Source organism: Flavobacterium sp. Root186, assembly GCF_001428525.1.
GTDB lineage: Bacteria > Bacteroidota > Bacteroidia > Flavobacteriales > Flavobacteriaceae > Flavobacterium.
Genome location: NZ_LMHW01000011.1, coordinates 287,138 through 313,227 on the forward strand (window position 1 = coordinate 287,138; position 26,090 = coordinate 313,227).

29 protein-coding genes are annotated in these 26,090 nt (G+C 33.5%); 12 read left to right on the forward strand and 17 right to left on the reverse strand.

The window, feature by feature from the left end; translation table 11 throughout:
• Positions 1-20 precede the first annotated feature (20 nt).
• Positions 21-953 (forward strand): peptidylprolyl isomerase, encoded by a 933-nt coding sequence (locus ASD98_RS10320; protein WP_056203918.1) that lies wholly within the window; start codon positions 21-23, stop codon positions 951-953.
• Between the two features lie 92 nt (positions 954-1,045).
• Positions 1,046-1,345, forward strand: a complete 300-nt coding sequence (locus ASD98_RS10325) for a c-type cytochrome (protein ID WP_056203921.1) — start codon at positions 1,046-1,048, stop codon at positions 1,343-1,345.
• A 112-nt stretch (positions 1,346-1,457) separates the two neighbouring features.
• Here ASD98_RS10325 and ASD98_RS10330 read toward each other — a convergent pair whose 3' ends face one another.
• The 3 genes from ASD98_RS10330 to ASD98_RS10340 all read right to left on the reverse strand — a co-directional run bounded on the left by ASD98_RS10330 (position 1,458) and on the right by ASD98_RS10340 (position 3,842).
• Positions 1,458-1,853, reverse strand: coding sequence for a GreA/GreB family elongation factor (locus ASD98_RS10330; protein WP_056203924.1), 396 nt, complete (start codon positions 1,851-1,853; stop codon positions 1,458-1,460).
• 385 nt (positions 1,854-2,238) lie between these two features.
• Positions 2,239-2,793 (reverse strand): thioredoxin family protein, encoded by a 555-nt coding sequence (locus tag ASD98_RS10335; protein ID WP_056203928.1) that lies wholly within the window; start codon positions 2,791-2,793, stop codon positions 2,239-2,241.
• A gap of 155 nt (positions 2,794-2,948) precedes the next feature.
• Positions 2,949-3,842 (reverse strand): alpha/beta fold hydrolase, encoded by an 894-nt coding sequence (locus tag ASD98_RS10340; protein ID WP_082577829.1) that lies wholly within the window; start codon positions 3,840-3,842, stop codon positions 2,949-2,951.
• Between the two features lie 130 nt (positions 3,843-3,972).
• On the opposite strand from ASD98_RS10340, the gene ASD98_RS10345 reads away from it, so the two are divergent.
• Positions 3,973-4,308, forward strand: coding sequence for a tRNA-binding protein (locus ASD98_RS10345; protein WP_056203931.1), 336 nt, complete (start codon positions 3,973-3,975; stop codon positions 4,306-4,308).
• 290 nt (positions 4,309-4,598) lie between these two features.
• On the opposite strand, the gene ASD98_RS10350 is transcribed toward ASD98_RS10345, so the two are convergent.
• From ASD98_RS10350 to ASD98_RS10365, 4 genes are all read right to left on the reverse strand, one after another.
• Entirely contained in the window at positions 4,599-5,144 is a 546-nt protein-coding gene (locus ASD98_RS10350; RefSeq protein ID WP_056203934.1) for an alpha/beta hydrolase, read from the reverse strand.
• An 18-nt stretch (positions 5,145-5,162) separates the two neighbouring features.
• A complete protein-coding gene (locus ASD98_RS10355) occupies positions 5,163-5,993 on the reverse strand; it encodes an alpha/beta hydrolase (RefSeq protein WP_056203937.1) in 831 nt (276 codons plus the stop codon).
• A gap of 137 nt (positions 5,994-6,130) precedes the next feature.
• Complete coding sequence (locus ASD98_RS10360) at positions 6,131-6,499, reverse strand: PUR family DNA/RNA-binding protein (protein WP_053471040.1); 369 nt, start codon at positions 6,497-6,499, stop codon at positions 6,131-6,133.
• Between the two features lie 69 nt (positions 6,500-6,568).
• A complete protein-coding gene (locus ASD98_RS10365; RefSeq protein ID WP_056203941.1) occupies positions 6,569-8,347 on the reverse strand; it encodes an ABC transporter ATP-binding protein in 1,779 nt (592 codons plus the stop codon).
• 204 nt (positions 8,348-8,551) lie between these two features.
• Between ASD98_RS10365 and ASD98_RS10370 the strand changes: the two genes are divergently transcribed.
• The 3 genes from ASD98_RS10370 to yajC all read left to right on the forward strand — a co-directional run bounded on the left by ASD98_RS10370 (position 8,552) and on the right by yajC (position 11,221).
• Positions 8,552-9,658, forward strand: coding sequence for a Glu/Leu/Phe/Val dehydrogenase (locus ASD98_RS10370; protein WP_056203942.1), 1,107 nt, complete (start codon positions 8,552-8,554; stop codon positions 9,656-9,658).
• 284 nt (positions 9,659-9,942) lie between these two features.
• Positions 9,943-10,854: a transcription antitermination factor NusB gene (gene nusB / locus ASD98_RS10375; RefSeq protein ID WP_056204385.1), complete on the forward strand. Its 912-nt coding sequence runs from the start codon at positions 9,943-9,945 to the stop codon at positions 10,852-10,854.
• Positions 10,855-10,945: 91 nt separating this feature from the next.
• Positions 10,946-11,221: a preprotein translocase subunit YajC gene (gene yajC, locus ASD98_RS10380; RefSeq protein ID WP_056203946.1), complete on the forward strand. Its 276-nt coding sequence runs from the start codon at positions 10,946-10,948 to the stop codon at positions 11,219-11,221.
• A gap of 264 nt (positions 11,222-11,485) precedes the next feature.
• Here yajC and ASD98_RS10385 read toward each other — a convergent pair whose 3' ends face one another.
• The 6 genes from ASD98_RS10385 to ASD98_RS10410 all read right to left on the reverse strand — a co-directional run bounded on the left by ASD98_RS10385 (position 11,486) and on the right by ASD98_RS10410 (position 17,265).
• Positions 11,486-12,046, reverse strand: coding sequence for a YdeI/OmpD-associated family protein (locus tag ASD98_RS10385; protein WP_199866287.1), 561 nt, complete (start codon positions 12,044-12,046; stop codon positions 11,486-11,488).
• Between the two features lie 27 nt (positions 12,047-12,073).
• Positions 12,074-13,351, reverse strand: coding sequence for a peptidase T (gene pepT, locus ASD98_RS10390; protein ID WP_056203950.1), 1,278 nt, complete (start codon positions 13,349-13,351; stop codon positions 12,074-12,076).
• A gap of 118 nt (positions 13,352-13,469) precedes the next feature.
• Positions 13,470-14,612 carry a formylglycine-generating enzyme family protein gene (locus tag ASD98_RS10395; RefSeq protein ID WP_056203952.1) on the reverse strand — a complete coding sequence of 381 codons (1,143 nt, stop codon included), beginning with the start codon at positions 14,610-14,612 and terminating at the stop codon, positions 13,470-13,472.
• Positions 14,613-14,722: 110 nt separating this feature from the next.
• Entirely contained in the window at positions 14,723-15,691 is a 969-nt protein-coding gene (locus tag ASD98_RS10400) for a DUF6515 family protein (RefSeq protein WP_056203954.1), read from the reverse strand.
• Positions 15,692-15,758: 67 nt separating this feature from the next.
• Positions 15,759-16,979, reverse strand: a complete 1,221-nt coding sequence (locus ASD98_RS10405) for an OprO/OprP family phosphate-selective porin (RefSeq protein WP_056204388.1) — start codon at positions 16,977-16,979, stop codon at positions 15,759-15,761.
• Between the two features lie 22 nt (positions 16,980-17,001).
• Positions 17,002-17,265: a hypothetical protein gene (locus ASD98_RS10410; RefSeq protein WP_056203957.1), complete on the reverse strand. Its 264-nt coding sequence runs from the start codon at positions 17,263-17,265 to the stop codon at positions 17,002-17,004.
• 211 nt (positions 17,266-17,476) lie between these two features.
• Between ASD98_RS10410 and ASD98_RS10415 the strand changes: the two genes are divergently transcribed.
• Entirely contained in the window at positions 17,477-18,511 is a 1,035-nt protein-coding gene (locus ASD98_RS10415) for a quinone-dependent dihydroorotate dehydrogenase (protein WP_056203960.1), read from the forward strand.
• Here the strand turns inward: ASD98_RS10415 and ASD98_RS10420 are convergent.
• Positions 18,506-19,213 (reverse strand): DUF3307 domain-containing protein, encoded by a 708-nt coding sequence (locus ASD98_RS10420; RefSeq protein WP_056203962.1) that lies wholly within the window; start codon positions 19,211-19,213, stop codon positions 18,506-18,508. The genes ASD98_RS10415 and ASD98_RS10420 overlap by 6 nt on opposite strands.
• Positions 19,210-19,824, reverse strand: a complete 615-nt coding sequence (locus ASD98_RS10425) for a SatD family protein (protein WP_056203964.1) — start codon at positions 19,822-19,824, stop codon at positions 19,210-19,212. Before ASD98_RS10425 ends, ASD98_RS10420 begins: the two co-directional genes overlap by 4 nt.
• A gap of 316 nt (positions 19,825-20,140) precedes the next feature.
• On the opposite strand from ASD98_RS10425, the gene ASD98_RS10430 reads away from it, so the two are divergent.
• The 5 genes from ASD98_RS10430 to guaB all read left to right on the forward strand — a co-directional run bounded on the left by ASD98_RS10430 (position 20,141) and on the right by guaB (position 25,104).
• Positions 20,141-21,007, forward strand: coding sequence for a hydroxymethylglutaryl-CoA lyase (locus tag ASD98_RS10430; RefSeq protein ID WP_056203967.1), 867 nt, complete (start codon positions 20,141-20,143; stop codon positions 21,005-21,007).
• Between the two features lie 14 nt (positions 21,008-21,021).
• Positions 21,022-21,288, forward strand: a complete 267-nt coding sequence (locus ASD98_RS10435; RefSeq protein ID WP_056203970.1) for a hypothetical protein — start codon at positions 21,022-21,024, stop codon at positions 21,286-21,288.
• 204 nt (positions 21,289-21,492) lie between these two features.
• Positions 21,493-22,044, forward strand: coding sequence for a hypothetical protein (locus tag ASD98_RS10440; protein WP_056203973.1), 552 nt, complete (start codon positions 21,493-21,495; stop codon positions 22,042-22,044).
• Positions 22,041-23,438 (forward strand): DUF5723 family protein, encoded by a 1,398-nt coding sequence (locus tag ASD98_RS10445; protein WP_056203976.1) that lies wholly within the window; start codon positions 22,041-22,043, stop codon positions 23,436-23,438. The genes ASD98_RS10440 and ASD98_RS10445 overlap by 4 nt, the downstream gene beginning before the upstream one ends.
• A 193-nt stretch (positions 23,439-23,631) precedes the next feature.
• Positions 23,632-25,104 (forward strand): IMP dehydrogenase, encoded by a 1,473-nt coding sequence (guaB, locus tag ASD98_RS10450; RefSeq protein ID WP_056203980.1) that lies wholly within the window; start codon positions 23,632-23,634, stop codon positions 25,102-25,104.
• Between the two features lie 60 nt (positions 25,105-25,164).
• On the opposite strand, the gene ASD98_RS10455 is transcribed toward guaB, so the two are convergent.
• On the reverse strand, positions 25,165-25,365 hold the full coding sequence (locus tag ASD98_RS10455; RefSeq protein ID WP_056203983.1) for a hypothetical protein: 201 nt from the start codon (positions 25,363-25,365) through the stop codon (positions 25,165-25,167).
• Positions 25,352-25,996, reverse strand: a complete 645-nt coding sequence (locus ASD98_RS10460; RefSeq protein ID WP_056203986.1) for a hypothetical protein — start codon at positions 25,994-25,996, stop codon at positions 25,352-25,354. Before ASD98_RS10460 ends, ASD98_RS10455 begins: the two co-directional genes overlap by 14 nt.
• Between the last annotated feature and the right edge of the window lie 94 nt (positions 25,997-26,090).

Below are 26,090 nucleotides of genomic sequence, written 5' to 3' on the forward strand. Positions count from 1 at the left end.
TCAATTAAAAAATAACAACAATGGAAAACGGAATATACGCTAAATTCAATACAAGCAAAGGTTCGATTTTAGTTAAACTTACACACGACTTAACACCGGGAACCGTAGGGAATTTTGTAGCTCTTGCAGAAGGAAATATGGAGAATAAAGTAAAACCTCAAGGACAAAAATTCTATGATGGATTAAACTTTCACAGAGTAATTCCTGATTTTATGATTCAGGGTGGATGTCCTAAAGGAACTGGAACTGGAGATCCGGGATATAAATTTGATGATGAATTTGATCCAAGTTTAAAACACGATCGTCCGGGAGTTTTATCTATGGCAAATTCAGGACCTGGAAGTAATGGTTCTCAATTTTTTATCACACACGTTCCAACTCCTTGGTTAGACGGAAAACATAGTGTTTTTGGCCACGTTATAGAAGGACAAGATGTAGTAGATGCTGTTGCTCAAGGTGATGCTTTAGAGACTTTAGAAATCATCAGAGTTGGAGAAGAAGCTCAAAAATGGAATGCTATTGAAGCTTTTATTGGTTTAAAAGGCGCTCGTCTAAAACGTGAAGCAGCTTTAAAAGCAGAATCTGAAGCTAAAATGGAACAATTAGCTGCTGGTTTTGATAAAACTGAAAGCGGTTTACGTTATAAAATGATCCAAAAAGGAGACGGTAAAAGAGCAGAAGCTGGAAAAACAGTTTCTGTACACTATGAAGGATCTTTAGAAAGCGGAAAAGTTTTTGATTCATCTTACCCGCGTAAAAAACCAATCGAATTCAAATTAGGAGTTGGACAGGTTATCGAAGGATGGGACGAAGGTATTGCTTTATTACAAGTTGGAGACAAAGCTCGTTTTGTAATTCCATCTGATTTGGCTTACGGACCATCTGGAGCAGGAGGAGTTATCCCGCCAAACGCAACTTTGATTTTTGACGTTGAATTAATGGACGTAAAATAAGGATTTACAAGCAATTTAGTATTGTTTTAAATAGTAATCCCATTCGCATGCCGAATGGGATTTTTTTTATATTTACTATAAAAACAAAGACAATGAAAAATATTTTAATCCTTGCAGCGCTTGCTTTATTTGTAGTTTCCTGCGGAACTCAAAAAACACCTGCCGTTGCAGCAACTCCTGCCGAACCTGCAAAAACGGTGGTATTAACTCCTGAATTAGAAGCAGGTAGAGATTTGTATGAAAACAATTGTGCAAAATGCCACAAATTGAAAGATCCAAAAAAATATACAAAAGAAGAATGGGGGCCAATTTTGGTTAGAATGGGCAAAAAAGCTAAGTTAGACGAAACCCAAATGGCATCAATTACAAATTATATTGATTCACAATTGTAATTCTGTATCTTAAAAAAGCATAACAAAAAACCTGTTCAAAATTATTGAACAGGTTTTTTGTTTTTCAAATAGATATAAAAAAACACCTTCACAGAATGAGGTGTTTAAAAAGTTAGGAATGATGTACAGATGTATTGTCTACAGCGATTATTTTTAAAGTTTTGATACCAGTCGGCATTTCCCAGTCAACTTCGTCATTTTCTTTAAAACCAATAATAGCAACACTTAAAGGTGCCAGAATTGAAATTTTAGATTGCTTTACATCTGCAAATGAAGGTAAAACAATTTGAATTTTCATTTGCTTCTTCGCGATTACATCTTCAATGGTTACAAAAGAATTAATCCTGATAACAGAGCTGCCAAGTTCGCTTTCTTTGCTTATTACAGCGCGGTCTAACTCTTGCGAAAGCTGATTGGCTTCTTTAGTATTTGTTGAATTTTTACTTTTTAAAATCAATTCTCTTAAAAATTGATAATCTGATTTACAGAAAGTGGGTGTTGGTTTCATATCTATATTGAATTTATTGTTGTTGAATTTGAATGATTTTTCTTCTTTTATGCTTTCTAAAGCGAGTTGCTGCTCAGCTTGTTTTAAAACAAGATAGCATCTAAAATGGTTAATTTGAAAAACAAAAAAGTATCGACCAAAATTTAATTTTTGTCAAATAAATAATGTTTAAATTGATGTAAATCCTCCGCCTGAAAGAAGAATTGAAATAGACGGAGGCCTAATTAATAAAGGCCTTACTATGTGAAATAAATACAGCGGAAAGCGGTTTTCTTGTAAGGGAAAACAGCGAAGTAAAAACTGTAAATATTGTTATAGTGTTCACAATGAGTGATGTTAATTATGATTTGTAAAGATAAGTAAAGTTTCTTAATACTTACAAATTTTATTTCCATTTGATATTACACCCAATGCTTGGCTTCTGAATTTCATTCAAAGATCGGTTGTAAATCAGGGCATCAATTGCATTTCTTAAGTCAGTTCCGCTTAAGGGAATTCCGTTTCCGGGTCTGGAATCGTCTAATTGCCCTCTGTAAAACAACTTACCCTGATTATCGAATAAATAAAAATCTGGCGTGCAGGCTGCATCGTATGCTTTAGCGACTTCCTGAGTTTCATCAAATAAATAGGGAAAATCAAATTTATGCTGTAAAGCAAAATCAGTCATTAATTCTGGAGAGTCTTGAGGATATTTTACAATATCATTGCTTGAAATAGCAATAATACCAAGTCCCTGAACACGATAATCATGAGATATCATCACAATTTCATTAATAACATGAAGCACAAACGGGCAGTGATTGCACATAAAAACAACAAGCGTACCTTTTGATCCTTTTAAATCTTCAAATGAATAAGTATTATTCGAATTTGTGTCTTTTAGATAAAAATTAGGAGCAATTGTTCCAAGCGGAGTCATATTTGAAGGAGTGCGTGCCATTTTTTACAGAAATTAATACTCAAAAATAGCTTTAAAAATCTGTAAATAAAAGAGTGTAAGAAGAATTGTTGTATTTATTTAACCTACAGATTTTACGGATTAATATAAATTATTATAATTCGTAAAATCCGTAAAATCTGTGGGCCATATTAATTTTATGAATTCAAAAATTCAAGTAAATCTTCGTTTAATTTGTCTCTGTCAGTGTAGAATAAACCATGCGGAGCACCTTCGTAAACAATATACGTGTTGTTTGCAATAGCTTCAGATGCTTTTTTGGACGTTAAATCGATGGGAACGATTTTGTCATCATTTCCGTGAATGATTAAAGTCGGAACTGTTACAGTGCTCAGTTCGTCTCTAAAATCAGTAAATGAAAAAGATTCGGCACATTTTAAAGTTGCGTGTGGAGATGCAAACGAACAAAGCATTCTGTAATATTCTAATAAAGCTGTACTTAACGGTTTATTGATAATATTTACACCAAAGAATGTCTTTCCGAAATTATCAACAAATCCAATTCGGTCTTCTTTGATTGCCGCCGCAGTAGTTTCGCTTTTTTCTCTTGGATGCCCCTCTGGATTATCTTCAGTTTTTAATAAAAATGGAATAATCGACGAAATCAAAGCGGCTTTTGCAACACCTTTTCCCTGATGTCTGCTAAAATAACGAACCACTTCGCCGCCACCCATAGAAAAGCCAACCAAAGTCACATTTTCTAATTCCAGCTGGTTTATAATTTCACTTAAATCATCAGTTAAAGTGTCATAATCATATCCTTCCCAAGGCTGTGATGATTTACCAAAACCGCGGCGGTCATAAGCAATTACTCTGTAATTATTTCTAACTAAAAATTCAACCTGGTATTCCCACATTTCGTTAGAAAGCGGCCATCCGTGAATTAAAATTACCGGTTTTCCTTTTCCGTAATCCTTTACATAAAGCTTTACGTTTTTGGCAGTTTCAATGTATTTATCTGTATTTAATTGATGGATATCAAAATCTAAATCTCTTAGAGTTGGATTGGCATTTATTACACTATTTTCCATTTTTATATTTTTTTACTAATTAGTTACTAAACATGTATAGTAAAATTAAATGGAGTCTGAAAAAAATAGGTTATAGAATTAGTAGTATTACTTACAAAATTTATAGGTTTGTAAATAAACAATTTTTAAAATGGATTTAACCTGGAATGAATTTGAAAGAACAGATATGCGCATAGGAACAATCATCGAAGTAAATGATTTTCCCGAAGCCAGAAAACCTGCTTTTCAACTCACAATAGATTTTGGTGACGAGATTGGTATCAGAAAATCATCTGCACAAATTACAAAACGATACCAAAAAGAAGATTTAGTAAACAGACAAATCGTAGCCGTTGTAAATTTTCCGAAAAAACAAATAGGAAGATTTATGAGTGAATGTCTTGTTCTCGGTGCTGTAGGCGAGGAGGGAGACGTTATTTTATTGGCACCTGATTTTAAGATCGAAAATGGTCTTCGAATAGGGTGATTTTTAGGTTACAGTCGCAGTCGCAGTTTTCAGTTTGCCACAGATTCCAAAGATTAAAAGGATTCTTGATTTAGCGATTAATTTTTTTGCAACGAATTACACTAATTAGAACTGATTATTCTTTAAACTCCAGCTTTGTGATCTTTAATGAATCATAATTCAGCAAACTTTTAATAGAAACTTTATGAACTTTGCGTAATATCTTTGCGGTTAATTTTTAACGGCAGTGGAAGTCTCAGTTTTCAGTTTTGAATACGCTGATTACTGTGACTGAAAACTGAGACTGAAAACTAAGAAATTTTCTCAATCAACTTTTGTAAAATCACTTGCCCTTCTTCCCAATATCTTAAATCAGAATCCGAGTTAATATGGCCTTGTTCTCCAACGTTTACAAAATCACTTCCCCATTTTTCTGCAAAATATTGTTTTCTTTCAAATAAGGCATAAGGATCATTTTCGCTGGCCACAACTATCGATGGAAATGGTAATTTATAAAGTGGCATTGGCGAAAAATTTCTAATAATATCTGGCGTATGCTTTGGCGAATCAACATCTGCCGGAGCGACTAATAATGCACCAATAATGTTTTTATTGGAATTGTTTTCTGCCCAATGTAAAACTAATGAAACGGCAAGACTGTGTGCTACTAAAATAGTTGGACTTTCCAATTTAGAAACGGCTTCATTTAAACGGGCAATCCAATCTTCGCGAACAGGTTCGTCCCAATTATCCTGAACTAAACGAATTGAATTTTTAAATTTTTCATGCCAAAAGGTCTGCCAGTGTTTTTCGCCTGAATTTCCTAATCCGGGTAAAATTAAAAGTTGTGTTTCCATTGCCGTGGAATTATAGGTTTATTTTTTAGTTTGTTTTTCTTTTAAAATTCGGTTGACTTCGTTTACCAATAAAGGAAAACCAGGTTCAGTCATTCCGTGGCCGTATCCGTCTAATTCGTAAAGTTTTGTCTGAGTATGACCAACTAGTTTCATCATTCTGGCCATATATGCGTTTTCTTCATATCGGCCTAACATTTCCAGTTCACGATCTCCTGTAATCAATAAAAGAGGCGGAGCATCGGCGCGAACGTGATACAAAGGTGCAAAGGTATCAATTGTGGGTTGTTTTTCCGGAATTCCGTTTTCTCTTCTAACTTCAAAATGAGTAATACATTGTCCGCTAAACGGAATAAGTCCGGCAATTCGGTTTGCATCAATTCCTTCTTTTTGAAGATATTTTTTATCTAATCCAATCATCATACCCAAATATCCTCCGGCAGAATGGCCGGAAACGAATATTAAAGAAGAATCACCGCCGTAATTGCTGATATTATTAAATGCCCAGGCAACAGCCGCTGCAGCATCTTCAATAGCTTTTACAGTTTTTGCTTTTGGAGACAATCTGTAATTTACACCAATAATCGCAAAACCTTTATTTTTTAATGCTTCGGGAATTTCTTTGTTTCCACCGGTTAAACCGCCACCGTGAAACCAGACAATTGTTGCAAAACCTTTTGTGTTTTTTGGATAATAAATATCCAGAACACATCTTTCATTAATGTAACTGTCTGATTTATTTATTTCTGAAGAATAATACTGAATGTTTGATTTGGTTTCATAATCTAATTTTTGAGCAAATGACGAAATCCCAATAAATAAGAAACAAAGTAAAAGAGTTATTTTTTTCATTTTTAAATAGTTGAATTGTTTTTAATAATCTCAAATTCCAAAATATAAAAATCTAAAATCGATAACTTAAACGTATAAAAAAAGTCCAAAAATGCTATACATATTGGACTTGTACTTTTAGAAAAGTTATATAAAGATTAAATATCGTCAAAATCAATATCAGTAAAGCTGGACCTTGGTGTTTCTGCTTTATCAGAACCGTATTCTTTTTTAAAATCTTTTTGATGTCTTTCAGAGATTACCTCTTCGCCTTTGTGATTCAAAACGTATGAAGTCATTTCTTCTAATATTTCGGCAAAAGCACTAAAATCTTCTTTGTATAAATAAATTTTGTGTTTTTTAAAGTGAAAAGAACCATCTTCTTCAGTAAATTTTTTGCTTTCGGTAATCGTAATATAATAATCGTCAGCTTTAGTAGCTCTCACATCAAAGAAATAAGTTCTTCTTCCTGCTCGTAATACTTTAGAAAAAATCTCTTCTTTTTCTAACATGTCATTTTCTCTCATAATACGTTCTATCATTTTTGGTAATTAATAGTACTCAAAAATCATAAAAATTTATCTATTACGCAACAATTAAAGTAATTCTTTTTCCGAAAGTTGTTTTAAATATAACGATGCATAGTAGCCTTCCTGATTTATTAATTGATTATGAGAGCCTTGTTGAATGATTTCGCCATCCTCAAGAATGATGATTCTATCAGCATTTTTGGCGGAAGATACTCGGTGACTGACAATTATGGTAGTTTTATCCTTACAAAATTCAAATAGATTATGTAGGATAGTTTCCTCAGTTTCGGTATCAACAGCAGACAAACAATCATCAAAAAGTAAAATGGCAGGATTTTTTATAATTGCTCTTGCGATCGATACGCGCTGCTTTTGCCCGCCGGAGAGCGTAATTCCTCTTTCTCCTAAAATAGTGTCGTATTGCTTGTTAAATGCGATAATATTATCGTGTACGACAGCATTTTTGGCTGCTTTAATAACCTCTTCATCACTCGCATTTTGATTTCCGAATTTGATATTATTTTTAATGGTGTCCGAAAATAAGAATGCATCCTGAGGAACAATTCCGATACTGTTTCTTAAATCGTTTAAATTTAAAGAGCTAATTTCATTTTGGTCAATCGTAATTCTTCCATCGGTAACATCATAAAGACGGGAAATCAAAGATAGAATGGTAGATTTTCCAGAACCGGTTTTTCCTAAAATTGCAAGTGTTTCTCCTTTTTTTACCGTGAAACTTACATTTTTTAAAGCTTCAATATTAGTGTCTTCATACGTATAACTAACATTTTCAAAAGCAATTGAGCCTTGAATGTCTGATGAATTTTGATTGTTGTTTTTAATCTCCGGTTCAATTTTTAAAAATTCGTTTAAACGTTTTTGAGAAGCCTCTGCTTCCTGAACCATTGATGAAACCCATCCAAGAGAAGCAACAGGCCAGGTTAGCATATTTATGTATAAAATAAATTCGGCAATAGTACCAATATTTGGAATTGTTCCGTTGATGTACATAACACCTCCAAAATAAATTACAACCAAATTACTAATTCCGATAAGGGCAATCATTAAAGGCCCAAACAGCGACTGAACTTTGGCCAGATCTAAACTCTTGCGTTTACTTTCTTCTGCAAGATTTACCATGTTGTTTTGGTGCTGATTTTCTAAAGAATAGGCTTTTATAACTCTGATTCCGGAAAATATTTCCTGAGTAAAACTCGAAACTTTAGATAAATACTGTTGAAAAGTAGTGCTTCGTTTATTTATTTCTGAACTCAGTTTAAAAATACAATAAGACAAAATTGGTAACGGAAGTATTGTATATAAAGTCAACAGAGGTGAAACATTGTACATATATAATAATACGATCGCAAAACGAATAAACGTATTTATGGTATACATTACAGCTGGACCTACATACATACGAACTTTAGAAACGTCTTCGCTAATTCGGTTCATTAAATCTCCCGTACGGTTTTGTTTGTAGAAATTTTGAGAAAGGTTTTCGTATTGTCTAAAAACTTCATTTTTTAAATCAAACTCGATATGACGCGACATTACAATTAAAGTCTGACGCATTAAAAAGGTAAGGAACCCTCCAACAATTGCACTTCCGGTGATTAAGAGCACATTATGAATTAATTCCTGCTGATAAAAATCTACAAGTATAGAAGATTTTTTATCGGCATCTGATAATTTTAAAAACCGCTCGATAATGTCAAATGAATGGCTGACAAGCTTTGGAGTAAATAAAAAGAATATTTGTGCGATTATGGTGATTAAAATTCCAAGCGAAAAACTGAATTTATATTTAATGAAATATTTGTTTAAATAGCTTAATTCTTTCATTTTTTTAAGAGATTCGATATTGACTTGATTTAATTTTATGAATTATTCTTAATTAAAAGTATAATAAAATGCAATCTAATCAAAATAAATATTTTGTATAATTGTTATTTTAAAGATAAAAAATTAGCACATGTATATTTTTTGTTTATGTTTGAGTTGTCTTTTTGACAAATTCATAATTTTAAACAACTAAATAGTAACGCTATGGATGCAACTTTCGCAACTGGAAAGGAACTTCAAAAAATGGATCCTGTTTTTGGTCAATTATCTTTTGACGATCACGAACAAATTGTATTTTGCAATGACAAAGATACAGGTTTAAAAGCAATTATTGGTATTCATAATTCAGTTATGGGGCCAGCTTTAGGAGGTACTAGAATGTGGAATTACAATACTGAATGGGAAGCATTAAACGATGTTTTGCGTCTTTCAAGAGGTATGACATATAAATCTGCTATTACCGGTCTGAATATTGGCGGTGGTAAAGCAGTAATTATTGGTGATGCTAAAACGCAGAAAACACCAGAATTGATGCGTAAGTTTGGTGAGTTTGTGCACTCTTTAAGCGGAAGATATATTACAGCGGAAGATGTTGGAATGGAAACTAAAGACATGGATACTGTAAGAGACGTAACACCTTATGTTACCGGAATCTCTGAAGAAAGAGGCGGATCCGGAAATCCTTCTCCTGTAACAGCTTACGGAGTTTATTTAGGAATGAAAGCGGCTGCAAAAAGTCAGTTTGGTTCTGATGTTTTAGAAGGTAAAAAAGTTTTGGTTCAGGGAATTGGACACGTGGGTGAAACACTGGTTGAATATTTAACTAAAGAAGGAGCTCAGGTAACGATTACGGATATTAATGAAGAAAAATTATATCAGGTTGCTTCAAAATACAATGCGGCAATTTATACTGGTGAAGATTTATATACGGCTGATGTTGATATCTATGCGCCTTGTGCAATGGGAGCAACAATTAATGACAATACAGTAGAAAAAATTAAAGCTAAAGTTATTGCTGGTGCAGCAAACAACCAATTGGCAGATGAAAATGTTCACGGTGCAAGATTACAGGAAAGAGGAATTTTATATGCTCCTGATTTCTTGATCAATGCTGGTGGAATCATCAATGTTTATGCTGAATTAGAACATTATGGAAAAGCTGAAATCATGGCTAAAACAGAAAATATCTATAATACTACCTTAGAAATTATCGATTATGCTGTGAGAAACGGTATGACAACACATAAAGCTGCGCTTACAATTGCTCAAAATCGTATCGATGCGAGAAAGATTGAAAACGCTAAGAAATAATTAGTGTTCAGTGTTCACTTTTTTTAGTGTTCAGTTATAGTATTTAGTCTCAGTTTACGGTTTTATCTGTAAACTGAGATTTTTTTTATCTGTATTCTAAGCTGAACACTAAATACTGAACACTGATAACTCCAACAGACCACTAAATTCTGAAAACTGACCACTAAAACCATGACTTTTTTGTGAATTAATTTTAAAATATGCCTTAAAAGTTATACTTTTGCAGACTAATTTTTAAATGTTCTTACAAGGTGGTAAATAGAAGACACATACGCGTTAAAGTAATGCAATCCATTTATGCAATGCACCAAAGCGGTTCTGATAATATGGAAAAAGAAGAGAAATTTCTTTTTTACAGTATTGATAATATTCAGGACTTATATCTTATAATGCTTTCTTCATTGATTGAAATTTGTAAAAAAGAATCTGTTTATTTGCATCTTTCAAGCAAAAAACATCTTGCAACTGCTGCAGAACGTAATCCGAACGAAAAGTTCATCAAAAACAAAATCTTTCAGCTTCTTGCCGAAAGTAATTCCCTTAGCATCGCTTTAGAAAATCGTAAAATCAACAACTGGTCATTAAACGACGATTATATCATTTTACTTTTAAATGATATTAAAGCAAGCGATTTGTATAAAAAATACATGAGCAATAATGTCAATACTTTTGAGGAAGACAAACAATTTATTGCTGATTTATTTGCCGAAGTTATTGTCCCGAATGATAAATTATATGAATATTTAGAGGATGATAAATTGACTTGGGTTGATGATATTCCGGTTGTAAATACGCATATTATCAAACAATTGAAAGCAATTAAAACAGAAGATCCGGACGATTTTAGAGTTCCTAAATTGTATAAAGACGTTGAGGATAAAGATTTTGCTAAAGATTTGTTCAGAAGAACAGTTTTAAACGAATCTGTTTTAGCAAAAGAGTATGACGATAAAACACCAAACTGGGACAGTGAAAGGATTGCCGAAATTGATACAATTATCCTGAAAATGGCAATTTGCGAATTTTTGAAATTCCCTTCAATTCCTGTAAAAGTAACTCTTAACGAATATTTAGAAATTGCAAAAGAGTATTCTACACCAAAAAGTAGTATTTTTATCAACGGAATTTTAGATAACCTTGTAAAAGAACTTACGGCTAATAAAAAGATGGTAAAAGTAGGTAGAGGGTTAATGTAAAAAAAAAAAAATGTGTTGTCACTCTAAGCGAATCCGAAGAGCCAGCTCCAAAATAAAATATTAATATAAATCAAAAAACAGAATTTAAATTATGGGACAATTAACTCAATTTGCGCCATTTCTATTAATGTTTGTGGTAATCTATTTCTTCATGATCAGACCACAGCAAAAAAGAGCAAAAAACGAAAAAGAATTTGAAAGCAGCCTAAAAGTAGGTGATAAAATAGTTACTAAAAGTGGTTTTCACGGTAAAATTGCTGAATTAGCAGAAACTACTGTTGTAATTGAAACTATGTCAGGAAAATTAAAATTAGAGCGTTCAGCTATTTCTTTGGAAATGAGTGCTGCCTTGAATAAAAAGGCTTAAGCTTTTTTAAATTACAATATTTTAAATCCCAAATTCCAAATATGGAGTTTGGGATTTTTTTTGTTTATACTAAGGGTGTCTGGAATGTCATTGCGAGGAACGAAGCAATCTCACGATGCTTATCACGATGTTCATGTTAGTGCGGTTGCTTCGTTCCTCGCAATGACAATAGTTTGTGTAAAAAAACCTTTGTCAAAGTTTTAAACTTTGACAAAGGTCTTATATAGCTTGGAATTTGAGATTTAAAAAATTGAAATTTAAAATCTATCTGTATTTATCATTCAACCCAACATTCCCTAAAATCATCGGAATCACTTTTTCAATTCTCGAAAGTTTTGTTTTTTCCTGTTTGGCAGTTTCAATATATTCCAGAAACTCGTATTGTTTATAAGGACTAAATTTTTCAAAAGCTTCTTTTAAAGCTGGATTTTTAATCATTTCTGCATTAAGAAGTTCAGAAACTATAGCTTCTTTTTTTGAAGGTTTAATGATTTTTCCCTGCTTTTCATTTTCAATAGCTTCTAAGATATATTCTAAAATTTCTTTTTCATTTATTTCTTCTTTTGAAGCAAAACGCCATTGGCGCAGTGATTTTGTAACTTGTTCCTGAGCATTAATGAGTTTCTTTTTCTCATCTTTCAGGAAAACCCCATTAAAAAACCAAATCGTAAAATAATCTTTAAAACCTCCTATACCAATAACATTCTTTTTCTCATAAACATAAACCGGACCGCCCCATTTTGTGGTTTCTTTTAGCTCGGTTTTGTCAATGATAGCTTTAAGGAGAAGTAATTCTTCTTCCCATTGGCTTCCATATTTCCACATCCCTTTATTTTCAGAACCTGATTCCAATTATTTTTTTGCTTTAGAATTTTCTTTTACATCAAAAATACCCGGAATTGCTGTTAGTTCAGCAATTTTTACAATAACATCAGTCGCTTTTTGAATACTTTCTGCAGGAACATATTCATATTTTCCGTGGAAGTTGTGTCCGCCCGCAAAAATATTTGGGCAAGGTAATCCCATATAGGATAACTGTGATCCGTCAGTACCGCCGCGAATAGGTTTAATGATGGGCTTGATGTTTAACTCGCGCATTGCTTTTTCGGCAATATCAACAATATGTTTTACCGGAAGTACTTTTTCTTTCATATTGTAATACTGATCTTTAATTTCAGTAGTCACAATATCTTCACCGAATTGTTTAGCAAATTTCTTATTGATTTTTTTGGCAATTTTTCCAATTAAATCTTTTCGTTTTTCAAACTTGTTCTTGTTATGATCGCGGATAATTAGCTCTAAAACCGTTTCTTCGATACTTCCCGTTAAATGATGAACATGGTAAAAACCTTCGTAACCTTTTGTTTCCTGCGGAGTTTCGCCTTTAGGAAGCTCATTGATGAATTCATTTGCAATCAACATTGAGTTGATCATTTTTCCTTTTGCATAACCAGGATGAACACTTTTTCCTTTAAAAGTAATTTTAGCCCCGGCAGCATTAAAATTTTCATATTCTAATTCGCCAATCTGGCTTCCATCCATAGTGTACGCCCATTGAGCACCAAATTTTTCCACATCAAAATGATGTGCACCGCGTCCAATTTCTTCATCGGGAGTAAAACCAATTCTGATTTTTCCATGTTTGATTTCCGGATGCTGAATTAAATATTCCATTGCTGAAACAATCTCTGTAATTCCAGCTTTATCATCGGCGCCTAATAGAGTCGTTCCGTCAGTTGTAATGATCGTCTGTCCTTTATATTGTAATAAATCTTTAAAGTAATTAGGAGAAAGAATGATATTTTTCTCAGCGTTTAAAACAATATCTTTTCCGTCGTAATTCTCTACAATCTGCGGTTTTACATTTGCACCGCTAAAGTCTGGTGAAGTGTCAAAATGAGAAACAAACCCAATTGTTGGAACTTCATGATCAACATTACTTGGCAAAGTTGCCATAATGTAAGCTTTGTCATCTATCGTAACATCTGTTAGGCCGATTTCTTTTAGTTCTTCGACTAATTTATTGGCAAGATTCCATTGTTTTTCTGTACTTGGGGTTGTTTTCGAATTCGGATCTGATTCAGTATCAATTGTTACATAACTGATAAAACGATCTATGATATGTTGCATTTCTTTTTATTTTTAGCAAATATAGGCATTTTTTTTAGCGGACATATTTTGAGGTTTAGTTCAAAAATAAAAAAGGATTCTGTTTTAAGAATCCCTTTTGCCGTAGTTTTTTATCTTTTTAAATACTTTTTACGCATCTAAAACCAAGATGATTGGCAGCAGATCTAATTTCGCCTTTTCCTCTTGTTCCCACCATATATCGTGTGCAATATTGATCTGTACATAAAAAGGACCCGCCGCGGTGAACTTTTTTTATTTGAGTTGGATCATTAGGGTCATTATATGCATCTGGCCCTTGCGGGTTTTTAGCTGTTATCCCGTTTTCGCTTAATGATTTATAATAATCTACACTATACCAGTCGTTTGTCCATTCCCATACATTTCCTGCAACATCATACAATCCGTAAGCATTTGGAGCAAATTGCGCGACAGGAGCAATGCCTTTAAAACCATCTTCTCCCGTATCACCATCTTTAATGGGGAAATGTCCCTGATAAATATTGGCCTGAAATTTTCCCTTAGGTTTCAACGTGTTTCCCCAGGCGTAGATTTCCCCGGTTTTTCCGCCTCTGGCAGCAAATTCCCATTCTGCTTCAGTTGGAAGTCTTTTTCCTGCCCATTTTGCATAAGCTGCAGCATCTTCATAAGTGATATGTACAACAGGATATTTCTCTTTGCCTTTTATAGAGCTTTGAGGGCCAAGCGGATGTTTCCAGTCTGTTCCTCCAACGTAAGACCACCATTGCAGAAAATTATTCAAATTTACTGCGGATGGAGTAGGAGTGAATATTACAGAACCTGTAATTAAATCTTCTTCGGCTGCAGTTGGAAATTCTTCTTTAGTGGGTTTTTGTTCAGCAACGGTAATATATCCGGTTGCTTTTACAAATTTTTCATATTCTTCGTTTGTCACTTCTGTTTTATCCATATAATAGCCGTCAACATACACGCGATGAATAGGAGCAGCATCTTTTGTTACGCCAGATAAACTGCATAAACTTTCATCTGCGACATTACTTCCCATTGAGAATTCGCCGCCAGGAATCCAGACCATTCCTTCTGGGGCTTTTCCTGTCGGTTTATTTTTATTTTCGATTGTTGGTTTAAATGCCGATGGTTCTGATGCATTTGGAGTTTCATGACAATCCAAAGCCGTTTCTGTTACTTTTACTTTAGGTGAAATTAATCTTGTTACACCGTAAGTAATTGAAATTATGGAGATTGTTAGTATAGCGAAAATCCAAAAAGTTTTATTTTTCATTGTAATGGTTTTTTAAGCTGTATTGGTTGTCAATAAGTTGAATCAAAAGTATGAAAATAACCTTTAAAGTTATATTAGTTTGATGGAATTAATAAAATAAGTATATTTTGTTATTTATCTTCTTCAACCAGTACTACTTCATATTTGTCTTTTCCGTCAACTTTTACAGGTTGATAGTAGGTTTCACCAAACTTAACATATTTTACATCGCCAATTGTCACTTCTTTACCACCTTCCGGTAAATTGTCAACAATAGTTCCTGCTGTTGGAGGCACAACTTTGTATGTACTGCCATCTTTTTCATAATAAGTTCCTCCGTAATAATAATTGTTGACCGTTCCGGTATTAACCGTTTGCGCTCCACTCGGAATATTATTTACTGTTCCTCCAACTGGTGCCGGAACAGCGGTATAACCTCCATTTGAAGGTGCGTACCAAACTCCCTGATCATAATGATACTGCGTACTTTCTACACTCACAACTATGGCTGTTACGGCTAAAGTTGCTACAAAAAATCCCCAAGGATGCCAAACTGGGCCATAATAAAATGGTCTGTATGGATGAAAGTAATACGGATTGTAAGCATGATATCTGTAACCGCCATACACATAAGGCGGACGAGCATAAACAACAGTATTTCGTCTAACAACAGTATTTCTGTTGTTATTTATTGTAATGTCTCTGCTTCTGTCAACGTTTCTGGTATTCCCACTTATGTTGGTGTTTCTATTGCCGGAATTTCTAATGTTATTATTAGAATTTCGGTTAGAGTTATTGGTTCTATTGCTAATCTTTGTGTTTGAACCATTAGAAGGTCTGGTAACTTTTGTTCCTGAACCATTTGAACCCGGTCTTGTTACTGCCGGCTTGTTTGTAGAGGGTTTTGTTACTGCTGGTCGTGATTGATTGGCAGGTCTTGATTGATGTGCCGGTCTTGCCTGTGCAGCTCCTCCAGCTCTGTGAACGCCACCGCCGCTGCCGCCGCGTCGTTGTGCTATGCTGTCAATAGAAATCAAAAAAAACGATCCGGCTAAACATATTGTTACTGCTTTTCTTATTGTTTTGTTTATATTTTTCATTTTCAGTGTTTTATGTTGTATAAAGTTATTAAAAAAAGAATTTGTATTAAAAAAAGAAGTAAGAATTTTACAATGAAATATCCCATTGTATTCTAAAACGCCAGCCCTGTTCTAATGGAAGTGTCTTGTCCTGAAAACTAAAATAGCTTACTTCAGAAGTAAGTTTGTTTTTATGTCCCTTGAAAAACCAGTTAAAAGCTAATGTTGATTCGTCTTGTCTATTTTGTCTTATGGAATTGTCTGGTCTGTAAGCAGCGTGTCTTCCAGCTATCTCTAAATGTTTTGGCCACCATTCAAAAACATTATGAAAAAAATACCCGGCCTGAATGTAATATCCTTTCATAATTGTCATATTGCTATTATTGTATTTATCAATTATTTCTTTCGTATGCCATTCGCTTTGCCATGAAAAACCTCGATACATAAAAGCCGTTTCTAAATTCCATTGATTCACTCTGTACTGACCAGGTAAGCCATTTTCAAAACCATCTAATGACCCTCCTCCAGCTTGTGAAAAACGAGTGTAAGGACTTCTGTTAGTGATTGCTGAAAAAGCAATAATTGGAGTTAGCTTTTCATGAAATTCTAAGTCACAGCCTTCAAAATCAAGAAATCTTCCTAGGAAATTCCATTGTGTTCTTCCAAAATACATTAGATTGTTGTCATCATTGGCAGTACTTCCACGTCCAGTTCCTGTTAATGCTGCAAACCAATAATTAAAATCGGCAATTCCTGATCCTTTTAAATGTCCATAGACTTCAATTCCTAATTGTCTGTCGACTGTAAAGGGTCGATTGATTAAAGATCGTTCTACCATTTGCTGTTCACCGCTGCTTATAAAACGCTCGCGGGTAAATTCTGTTTTCCATTGCCCGACTTTAAAACTCAGCCAATCCCATTTTTCGATCATAATTCTAAAATCAAGTAAATTGGACTGGCTTAATTCGTATTCCCAATAATATTTCAGCCACGGTTCAAATGCGTGACCGCCAATTTTTAATCTCGCCCTGTTTATTTTAAAAGTAGTTTTGGCATCCTGACTGTAATCGTCGTATGTTAAAGGATCTGTATCGTAAGGGATAGAAAAACGAAATTGTAACCTGCTTTGCAATTGAAAAAGAAACTTATTGTCTCTGGTCTGCAATTCAATTCCTTTACTGCCATATCTGACATTCATCAGTTTAGTTGTGTCTTTTTCTTGTTGAGAAAATCCTTTAAAACCAATCAATAAAATAAAAGATACAATCAAATTTTTTAAAATACAATTTGTTTTTTTTACGCTGTACATAAGTTCAATAGGGTTGTATAAATTATTTTCTTCCAAAGTTTTTTGCAATTCCTAAAGCAATTCCCCAGGCCGGAAAACTTAAAGCTTCCCGGTTTCCCTCATCATCCCTTCCTTCAAAAACATGTAAATGATTTATTGAAATACCAATTTGATGATGTGGACTAAAAGTTTTTTCTTCACTTTCCTGTGCTGTAATTTTAGTATATCCGGCGAAACAAAATAATAGTACCGGAAAAGCTATTTTTCCGAAAAGAATGTTGATTCTTGCTTTCCTTTCATTTTGCATAATTTCTGGTTTTGAAATGAAAAATTTATAACAAGATTTTTGTAACTACTTCAAAATTAAATAATAAATAATCCAGAGAAGAGAATTAAAAGGTTTGAAATTGTTTCATTTTATAACTTGCAACCTCTTATTAATTTGTTTTTTATAAAACAGTACCTTTTTAAACTATAATATTTAAATTTGCAGCCAAAATAACAACAACACAACTCTTATGTATAAATTGATAATTCGCCCGATACTTTTTTGGTTTGATCCGGAAGAAGTGCATTACTTTACTTTTTCATTTGTAAAATTCATTTCAAAAATCCCTGGAGTTTCGGCAATTATAAGATCAATTTATGAAGTAAAAGATGCTCGTTTAGAAAGAGAAGTTTTCGGAATTAAATTTAAAAATCCGGTTGGACTTGCGGCGGGATTTGATAAAGATGCAAAACTGTATAAAGAACTTTCTGATTTTGGTTTTGGTTTTATCGAAATTGGAACCGTAACTCCGGTTGGCCAGGAAGGAAATCCTAAAAAACGTTTGTTCCGTTTAAAAGAAGATCAGGCGATTATTAACCGAATGGGTTTTAATAACGGCGGAGTTCTGGAAGCTGTAGAACGTTTGAAAAAGAATTCAGGAGTTTTAATTGGCGGAAACATCGGAAAAAATAAAGTGACGCCAAACGAAAATGCAGTTGACGATTATATCATTTGTTTTGATGCCCTTTTTGATCATGTGGATTATTTTGTAGTGAATGTAAGTTCGCCAAATACACCAAATTTAAGAGCATTGCAAGACAAAGAACCTTTAACGGCTTTGTTACAGACGCTGCAAAACAGAAATATCGAAAAGCAAAAAACAAGCACTCAAAAAATAAAACCAATTCTTTTAAAAATTGCTCCGGATCTTACAGACGAGCAATTATTAGATATTATTGATATTGTAAAAACAACGCAGATTGCGGGTGTAATTGCTACAAATACGACTATTTCAAGAGACGGACTTCAGTCTCAAAATCAATCTGAAATGGGAGGTTTATCCGGAAAACCATTAACTAAACGCTCTACCGAAGTTATTCGTTTTCTTTCGGAAAAAAGCAATAAAGCATTTCCAATTATTGGAGTAGGAGGAATTCACTCTGCCGATGATGCCATCGAAAAACTAAATGCAGGAGCAAGTTTAGTGCAATTGTACACCGGTTTTATTTATGAAGGGCCAGCGTTAATAAAAGCAATCAATAAAAAAGTTTTAAGGCAATTATAAAAGAAGCGCCTGAACAAGTATTCCGGCAAGAATTGCAATTCCGAAACTGATTAATGTACCAATTAAAACATATTCAGTCAGTTTTCGGTCTTTGGCTTCTTTTAAATCTCCAAATCTAAAAATAGATTTTGCAGCCAGTAAAAAACCAATCGCTTCAAAATGTCCGGTTAAGATAAATCCGAACACAAATAAACGTTCTAAAATACCAATATAATTTCCGGCAGCTATCAGTGAGTTATCCTGATGGCTGTTTTCGTTTTCGGGTGCCCAGATTGAAATAATGGTTTTGATGAAAATAGAAGTGGGTTTAGTCAATAGTAAAACTCCGGTTATCAAAATCCAGAATGTGTTATGTTGCCAAAAATAAATGATTCCTTTGTTTTGGTATAAAAGTACTACGCCTATTAAAACCAAAATATGCGCAATTTGATCAACAACAAACCAAGTACGTTTTGTTTTCTTTTTCTGAAAATTAAGTTTGATCAAATCAATGATACCGTGTGTAACCGCAATTAAAACTGCATACGGAATAAAACTGATTTCTCCGGCCAAAATTGCAGCTAAAACTCCATGTAATAAAACATGAATGTATAAGTAAATGCTTTTATGTTTTTTGCTTTCTTTATCGGTTACCCAAGAATTTGGCTGCCATATGAAATCGCCTAATAAATGTGCCAGAAACAGTTTTATAAATAGAATCATGATGCTGTAAGTTGTTTTATTTGTGTCCTAAAATAACGATCTAAATTCATAACCAAATCAAACTGAGCACGTTTTTGTCTTCGGCTTACGGCAGCTTGATTAATGCCTAATTTTTGTCCCAATTCTTCTTGTGAAAGGCTTGGATTTTCTATTGCTTTTGCAACAAAATCTGCCGATTGTACCAGCCAGTTATCCATAAAAGTCAAAGCAAGCTGAATCATTAAGTTCAGTTTTTCATCAAAATCCGTATCGCCTGTTCGCAATGCTAAAGTCACTTTTTGCTTTTTTAAAGTCTCAAAAAGTTCTCCCGAATTTATAAAAGCCGTTCCGTTACTTTCAGATATTTTAGCTGCATCATGCGTTTTATCTCCAAAACCAATACTCATTCGTGCATCTGATTTTATAGCTCTTAAATGCGCTTTTACTAAAATGGCGGTCAACAAAGCATCTTCCGGATTTTTAACTTCAATTTGAAATTCGTCACCACGGTAAACTTCCCATTCACTTGGCGTTTTACCAAACGGAGCCAGGATTTTTTTTAAATCTTCGACCCAATGCTGAGATTCCTGTTGTCTTGAACCAATTATGTCGCCTGTAATTACACTAGTCATAATCAAATATAATTAAAAAATAATAAAAATTCTATTACAAATATACGTAATATTTTTTATTATTACACTTTTTGGTAATATATAAAATTATTACACTTTTATGTAATATTTATTTCTATTACGATATAACGTAATAATTCAGGAACACCTTATATTCCTTTCATCAAAAACTATTTAAGCACTAAATTTAAATGACCTTATATAGCTTATATGGTTAAAAAACATAGCTGGCATGGTTAAAAAAAACAATTCACAAAGAGTTAATTTTTATTTCTTTAAAAAAGAACCTAACTTAGCTTTTACAAAAGAATAAGCTTTGAATAAAGAGATCAAGATTATCGAATGTCCACGAGACGCCATGCAGGGTATCAAAACCTTTATTCCAACAAAAAATAAAGTAACTTATATACAAGCTTTGCTTCGTGTAGGGTTTGATACAATCGATTTTGGAAGTTTTGTTTCTCCAAAAGCAATTCCGCAAATGCAGGATACGGCTGAGGTCTTGGCACAATTAGACTTATCTCAAACAACCAGTAAATTACTTTCGATAATTGCCAATACACAAGGCGCAGCTTTGGCTGCAGAACATGAAGCCATTCAATATTTAGGATTTCCTTTCTCAATATCTGAAAATTTTCAGATGCGTAATACACATAAAACGATCGCTGAATCTTTGGTAACGCTTGAAGAAATTCTGGAAATAGCCGATAAAAAAAATAAAGAAGTTGTAACCTATCTTTCAATGGGTTTCGGAAATCCATACGGAGATCCGTGGAATGTTGAAATTGTAGCCGAATGGACCGAAAAACTGGCCGGAATGGGCGTTAAAATTTTATCGCTTTCAGATACAGTAGGAAGTTCTACACCGGAAGTTATTACATATTTGTTTTCGAATTTAATTCCGAAATATCCTGAAATTGAGTTTGGAGCACATCTGCACACTACGCCTGACAGCTGGTTTGAAAAAATTGATGCTGCATCAAAAGCCGGATGTATACGTTTTGACGGCGCAATTCAGGGATTTGGAGGCTGCCCAATGGCAACCGATAAGCTGACTGGAAATATGCCAACAGAAAAATTGATTTCGTATTTTACTGCCAATAAAAAAATAACAGGACTTAATTCTTTAAGTTTTGAAAGTGCTTACAATGAAGCTTCTAAATTGTTTGGAAAGTTTCATTAAAAAATAATGAAATTATGAGTGATTTTAAACTTTGGTTAGAGTTTGAAGAAGTAGATCCAGATAATTGGCAGATAAATAATGATTTTTGCAATATAAATGTTGAGTTAGCTGATGGCAGGAAATATGGAATGAATGTTTGGACTTATGAATTTCTAAAAACAACAGTAGAAAATGATAAGACGAACGGAGATAATCTTCATGGCTTATATGTTATTCCGCCTGATTTATTTGTAAAAGAATTAACCAGAGGCTGTATTGAAAAACAATTGAAGATTTATTAAAAATTGATAATCTTGAAGTCGTATTAAACTCAAGTATAGTAATAAAGAATAATATTAAATTATAATCTGCACTTAATTAACTAAGTTTTGAAGTGCTTATAAATGAAGCATCTAAATTATTTGGAAAATTTCATTAAAAAATAACACAAAATAAGTAATATCTGACAAGAAAAGGCGTTTTTATTTATCTTAATTAAATTAAAAATGAAACGAAATCTTTTATATAGAATCTCTGTAACATTCTTTTCAGCAGTTTTATTTCTCTCTTGTTCAAGTGACTTAGATTTTGACCAAATCGATGATTTTGTGCTCGAACCTGTTTTTGTGGCAAATCTCGCTTACTTTAATGTTAGTGCTGACCAAATTGACGATAATGGACAAGGACAGCAAATACCTCCTGATGTTGAAGAATTTGATGTTTTTAAAAAGAAATTTTTCACAGATAATCTGGCAAAAGCCGAGCTTAATTTCGAAATCGAAAATACGATAAACAGAGCTTTTGAAATTGAATTGCAATTTATAGATGTTAATAATCAGGTATTAGAAACCATTGATTTAGCTGTTCCAACCTATACCGGAGGATCAAATATCATAAAATATCCAGCAGAGGTTTTTGAAGGAGAACGGTTAAATTTATTAAAAAAGACCATGAAAATTGGTTTTATAGTAACAACCGTAACAGGATCTGGGTCAGGGGATATTTCAGGTAATTTAAAATTCAAATCAGGTGCAACCGTTTATATGAAAATAAAATGAGACAAGCACTTTTAATTTTGATACTGATGCTGCAGTTCTTTTGTTATTCTCAAAATAAACAAGTGTTGTACAATTTTGCGTCTATTCCGCAGTCGTTACTTGTAAATCCTGGTGCCGATGTTTCGTATAAAAATTATTTTGGAGTTCCGCTTCTGTCTGGAGTTTCTGCCAATATTGGTTCGAGCAGTTTTTCGGCGTATGATTTATTTGCTGATAATGGAGTTGATTTTAATGATAAAGTCCGGAATATTATCAATAAATCATCCGCAAATGATAAGACGCAGGTAAACCAGCAGCTCGAAATTTTTTCCGGCGGATTTAGAATAGGAGGCGAGGAGAGCCAATCGTATATTTCGTTTGGGGCTTATCAGGAATTTGATTTTTTAATGTATTTCCCAAAAGACCTTGCTATTTTAGCAGTAGACGGAAACCAGAATTATATTGGAAAATCATTCAATTTAGGCGATTTAAATTTACGCGCCGAAGTACTTTCAGTTTTCCATGTTGGTTTTCATAAAAGGCTAAACAAAAAGCTGGTTTTAGGCGGGCGAGCTAAAATTTATTCAAGCGGTGCTAATGCAACTTCAACCAAAAACGCGGGATATATTTATACGGGACAAGGTACAGGAACAAATTTATATACTCAAATAATCGAATCAAACTTAGAACTTAAAACTTCAGGCATCGGAAAATTTACAAAAGATGAATATGAAGGAAGTATTCCGGGGGATATTGCACACAATACTTTTTTGAAGGGAAGTTTAGGTTTAGGATTTGATGCTGGTATTACCTATAATATTAAAGAAAATCTGCAGCTTACTGCCAGTATCCTTGATGTTGGTTTTATAAAACATACTAAAGATATTGAGACGTTAAGGTATAAAGGAACTTACAGATACGACGGAGTAAATCCAAATTTTGATGCTGTAAATGAACCGGAAAATATTTTTGATGAATTTGATGCCGCCATTCCGCGCGATACGTCTTATGCTAAATATACAACCTGGCGACCAGTAAAATTTAATTCTTCCATTCAATATTCATTTGGAGAATCCAGATACGATGGAGAATGTAATTGTAAAGTTGAAAACGAAAGAAAATATTTAAACGCAGTAGGCGCACAATTGTTTTTAATGACAATGCCTGAAACACCGTACGTTGCTTTAACGGCTTTTTATCAACGCAGTATTTTTGAAAAGCTAGATGCCAAAGTAACTTATACATTCGATCCGTATTCGAATAAAAATATTGGTTTGGGGCTTTCCGGAACTCTCGGAAAATTTAATATTTACGCTCTATTCGATAATGTTTTAGAATATAAAGATGTCACAAAAGCGCATAGCCTTGCGTTTCAATTTGGCTTCAACTTCATTTTTCAAGATTCTAAAAATTAAATTTCAATAATTAAATTCCAAATCCAATTGAGTAAGACCTTTATTTTTGCTTTATTGATTGGAATTTGGGATTTAAAAATTTGGAATTTAAATCGTAAGATGTTTCCTGTAAACTTAAATTTATGAATAAGTTAGTATTTAAGTTAGCAATTTATTCACTATATTTGCACGCAATTCAACTAGAAATTGCACCATGATAGCACACAACTCCAAGATTATCGGCGAAGGTTTAACTTACGACGATGTATTATTAGTACCTAACTACTCGAATGTGCTTCCCCGCGAAGTGAGTATCAAATCAAAATTTTCAAGAAACATAACATTAAACGTTCCAATCGTATCTGCTGCTATGGATACAGTGACCGAAAGTGCAATGGCAATCGCTATGGCACAAGAAGGCGGAATTGGAGTTTTACATAAAAACATGACGATTGAGCAGCAAGCTGCCAAGGTTAGAAAAGTAAAGCGTGCTGAAGCAGGAATGATTATCGATCCGGTAACATTACCAATGAATTCAACTATTGCAGACGCTAAAAACGCCATGAGAGAATTCGGAATTGGCGGTATTCCAATCGTTGACGAAAACAGAATTCTTAAAGGAATTGTTACCAATCGTGACTTACGTTTCGAAAAAAACGGAGCAAGACCAATTGCTGAGGTAATGACAAGTACAAACTTAGTTACTGTTGCCGAAGGAACTTCATTAGAACAAGCCGAAGTAGTTTTACAAGGCCATAAAATCGAAAAATTACCAGTTGTAAATGCTAAAAACGAATTAGTTGGTTTAATTACGTTTAGAGATATTACAAAACTGACTCAAAAACCAATCGCTAATAAGGATACTTTTGGTCGTTTGAGAGTTGCTGCTGCAATTGGTGTTACCGGAGATGCAGTTCAAAGAGCTGAAGCTTTAGTTGCTGCCGGTGTAGATGCCATTATTATCGATACAGCACACGGACATACTGAAGGTGTGGTAAATGTATTGAAAGAAGTAAAATCAAAATTCCCTCAAATAGATGTAGTGGTTGGAAACATTGCAACACCGGAAGCCGCTAAATATTTAGTAGAAAATGGTGCTGATGGTGTAAAAGTAGGAATCGGACCTGGTTCTATCTGTACTACACGTATTGTTGCAGGTGTTGGTTTTCCTCAGTTTTCAGCAGTTTTAGAAGTTGCTGCGGCAATCAAAGGAACTGGAGTTCCGGTTATTGCTGATGGTGGAATTCGTTATACTGGAGATATTCCTAAAGCAATTGCTGCAGGTGCTGACTGCGTAATGTTAGGTTCATTATTAGCCGGGACAAAAGAATCTCCGGGTGAAACTATTATTTTTGAAGGAAGAAAATTCAAATCATACCGCGGAATGGGTTCTGTTGAAGCGATGCAAACGGGTTCTAAAGATCGTTATTTCCAGGATGTTGAAGACGATGTTAAAAAATTAGTTCCGGAAGGAATTGTTGGTCGTGTTCCTTATAAAGGAGAATTAAACGAAAGTATGCTTCAGTTTATTGGAGGTCTTCGCGCCGGAATGGGATACTGTGGTTCGAAAGATATTCCAACTTTACAAGAATCTGGACGTTTTGTTAGAATCACATCAAGTGGAATCACTGAAAGTCACCCGCATAACGTAACGATTACAAAAGAAGCTCCAAATTATTCTAGATAATTTTTAGTTTTTCAAATATTAAAAAAGGCATAAGAGTTTGATTCTTATGCCTTTTTTAGTTTATTTTTTGGAGATCTTAGCAAGTTGACTATAATCGCTTTTTGATTTTAAATCAATATTAAAGTCGGTATGCTTTAGGTTAAGATTTAATTCCATGTTTAAAGTATTTTCACTTACAAAATGATTTGGGATATCATAGACTAATTTTCCTGTCCCATTTCCTGAACCACTCGACTCAAAACTAGTGTCAGTAAATTTCATTGAATATACTTTGCACAATATCAAAAAAAGCAGATTTTGCAGTAATACTTTTTAAGTTATATGTTGTTGTAATAATCATTTCGATGTTAATGCCTCCAATAGGAAGCTTAAGCGGACTTTCCTGAGAAAAAGATTCACCTACTTTTAATTTTTTCTCCGGTAGAGCTAGTTGATTAAAAGTACTTTGAACCATTTGAAAAATACTTTTTTTAAAATTTTCTTCCATTCCAGTACCTACGATCGAATCCAATTTTGGCATGCTTGAAAGCGTAGTATTACCAAACAAAAGAGTTCCGCTTGGAATTACACTTTTTCCATCTTTATCAGAAGCTTTTATATATTTTATAGTAATAGGGAAATTTCCATCTTTACCAATTTTGCCAGTTTTAGAAACAGTTTCTACATTAAATAAATTCTTTATTTTAACTGGATTTTCTGTCCCGTTTTCCTTTAGCATCTTCAAAAGATTCTCAGATCCTGAATATGTCATTTCATAATCTGAAGAGTTAATTACGGTTTGATTGTAAATAGTTTCAGGCGAGTAACCCGGTTTGAAGTCTAAAATTTCATTCGATTGTCCGTAATTGAAAAATGGTATAATAATAAAAAATAGTAAAAATGATTTTTTCATGTGTGAAAATTAGGGAGATAAATATTTGACGCTTTATTAAACGAAAATAGACAAATTATCATCAATGAAAATTTTATTTTATCTAAATTTTTGC

What these genes read in the sequence shown, in the direction of transcription:
- ASD98_RS10425 (WP_056203964.1), bottom strand. Translation starts at nt 19,824, where the DNA reads ATGACTAGTGTAATTACAGGCGACATAATTGGTTCAAGACAACAGGAA.
- ASD98_RS10365 (WP_056203941.1), bottom strand. Translation starts at nt 8,347, where the DNA reads ATGAAAGAATTAAGCTATTTAAACAAATATTTCATTAAATATAAATTC.
- ASD98_RS10345 (WP_056203931.1), top strand. Translation starts at nt 3,973, where the DNA reads ATGGATTTAACCTGGAATGAATTTGAAAGAACAGATATGCGCATAGGA.
- ASD98_RS10460 (WP_056203986.1), bottom strand. Translation starts at nt 25,996, where the DNA reads ATGAAAAAATCATTTTTACTATTTTTTATTATTATACCATTTTTCAAT.
- ASD98_RS10420 (WP_056203962.1), bottom strand. Translation starts at nt 19,213, where the DNA reads ATGATTCTATTTATAAAACTGTTTCTGGCACATTTATTAGGCGATTTC.
- ASD98_RS10410 (WP_056203957.1), bottom strand. Translation starts at nt 17,265, where the DNA reads ATGCAAAATGAAAGGAAAGCAAGAATCAACATTCTTTTCGGAAAAATA.
- yajC (WP_056203946.1), top strand. Translation starts at nt 10,946, where the DNA reads ATGGGACAATTAACTCAATTTGCGCCATTTCTATTAATGTTTGTGGTA.
- ASD98_RS10385 (WP_199866287.1), bottom strand. Translation starts at nt 12,046, where the DNA reads ATGTGGAAATATGGAAGCCAATGGGAAGAAGAATTACTTCTCCTTAAA.
- ASD98_RS10405 (WP_056204388.1), bottom strand. Translation starts at nt 16,979, where the DNA reads ATGTACAGCGTAAAAAAAACAAATTGTATTTTAAAAAATTTGATTGTA.
- pepT (WP_056203950.1), bottom strand. Translation starts at nt 13,351, where the DNA reads ATGCAACATATCATAGATCGTTTTATCAGTTATGTAACAATTGATACT.
- ASD98_RS10335 (WP_056203928.1), bottom strand. Translation starts at nt 2,793, where the DNA reads ATGGCACGCACTCCTTCAAATATGACTCCGCTTGGAACAATTGCTCCT.
- ASD98_RS10435 (WP_056203970.1), top strand. Translation starts at nt 21,022, where the DNA reads ATGAGTGATTTTAAACTTTGGTTAGAGTTTGAAGAAGTAGATCCAGAT.
- ASD98_RS10455 (WP_056203983.1), bottom strand. Translation starts at nt 25,365, where the DNA reads ATGAAATTTACTGACACTAGTTTTGAGTCGAGTGGTTCAGGAAATGGG.
- ASD98_RS10355 (WP_056203937.1), bottom strand. Translation starts at nt 5,993, where the DNA reads ATGAAAAAAATAACTCTTTTACTTTGTTTCTTATTTATTGGGATTTCG.
- ASD98_RS10325 (WP_056203921.1), top strand. Translation starts at nt 1,046, where the DNA reads ATGAAAAATATTTTAATCCTTGCAGCGCTTGCTTTATTTGTAGTTTCC.
- ASD98_RS10360 (WP_053471040.1), bottom strand. Translation starts at nt 6,499, where the DNA reads ATGAGAGAAAATGACATGTTAGAAAAAGAAGAGATTTTTTCTAAAGTA.
- ASD98_RS10445 (WP_056203976.1), top strand. Translation starts at nt 22,041, where the DNA reads ATGAGACAAGCACTTTTAATTTTGATACTGATGCTGCAGTTCTTTTGT.
- guaB (WP_056203980.1), top strand. Translation starts at nt 23,632, where the DNA reads ATGATAGCACACAACTCCAAGATTATCGGCGAAGGTTTAACTTACGAC.
- ASD98_RS10395 (WP_056203952.1), bottom strand. Translation starts at nt 14,612, where the DNA reads ATGAAAAATAAAACTTTTTGGATTTTCGCTATACTAACAATCTCCATA.
- ASD98_RS10330 (WP_056203924.1), bottom strand. Translation starts at nt 1,853, where the DNA reads ATGAAACCAACACCCACTTTCTGTAAATCAGATTATCAATTTTTAAGA.
- ASD98_RS10415 (WP_056203960.1), top strand. Translation starts at nt 17,477, where the DNA reads ATGTATAAATTGATAATTCGCCCGATACTTTTTTGGTTTGATCCGGAA.
- ASD98_RS10400 (WP_056203954.1), bottom strand. Translation starts at nt 15,691, where the DNA reads ATGAAAAATATAAACAAAACAATAAGAAAAGCAGTAACAATATGTTTA.
- ASD98_RS10350 (WP_056203934.1), bottom strand. Translation starts at nt 5,144, where the DNA reads ATGGAAACACAACTTTTAATTTTACCCGGATTAGGAAATTCAGGCGAA.
- ASD98_RS10320 (WP_056203918.1), top strand. Translation starts at nt 21, where the DNA reads ATGGAAAACGGAATATACGCTAAATTCAATACAAGCAAAGGTTCGATT.
- ASD98_RS10370 (WP_056203942.1), top strand. Translation starts at nt 8,552, where the DNA reads ATGGATGCAACTTTCGCAACTGGAAAGGAACTTCAAAAAATGGATCCT.
- ASD98_RS10440 (WP_056203973.1), top strand. Translation starts at nt 21,493, where the DNA reads ATGAAACGAAATCTTTTATATAGAATCTCTGTAACATTCTTTTCAGCA.
- nusB (WP_056204385.1), top strand. Translation starts at nt 9,943, where the DNA reads ATGCAATCCATTTATGCAATGCACCAAAGCGGTTCTGATAATATGGAA.
- ASD98_RS10340 (WP_082577829.1), bottom strand. Translation starts at nt 3,842, where the DNA reads ATGGAAAATAGTGTAATAAATGCCAATCCAACTCTAAGAGATTTAGAT.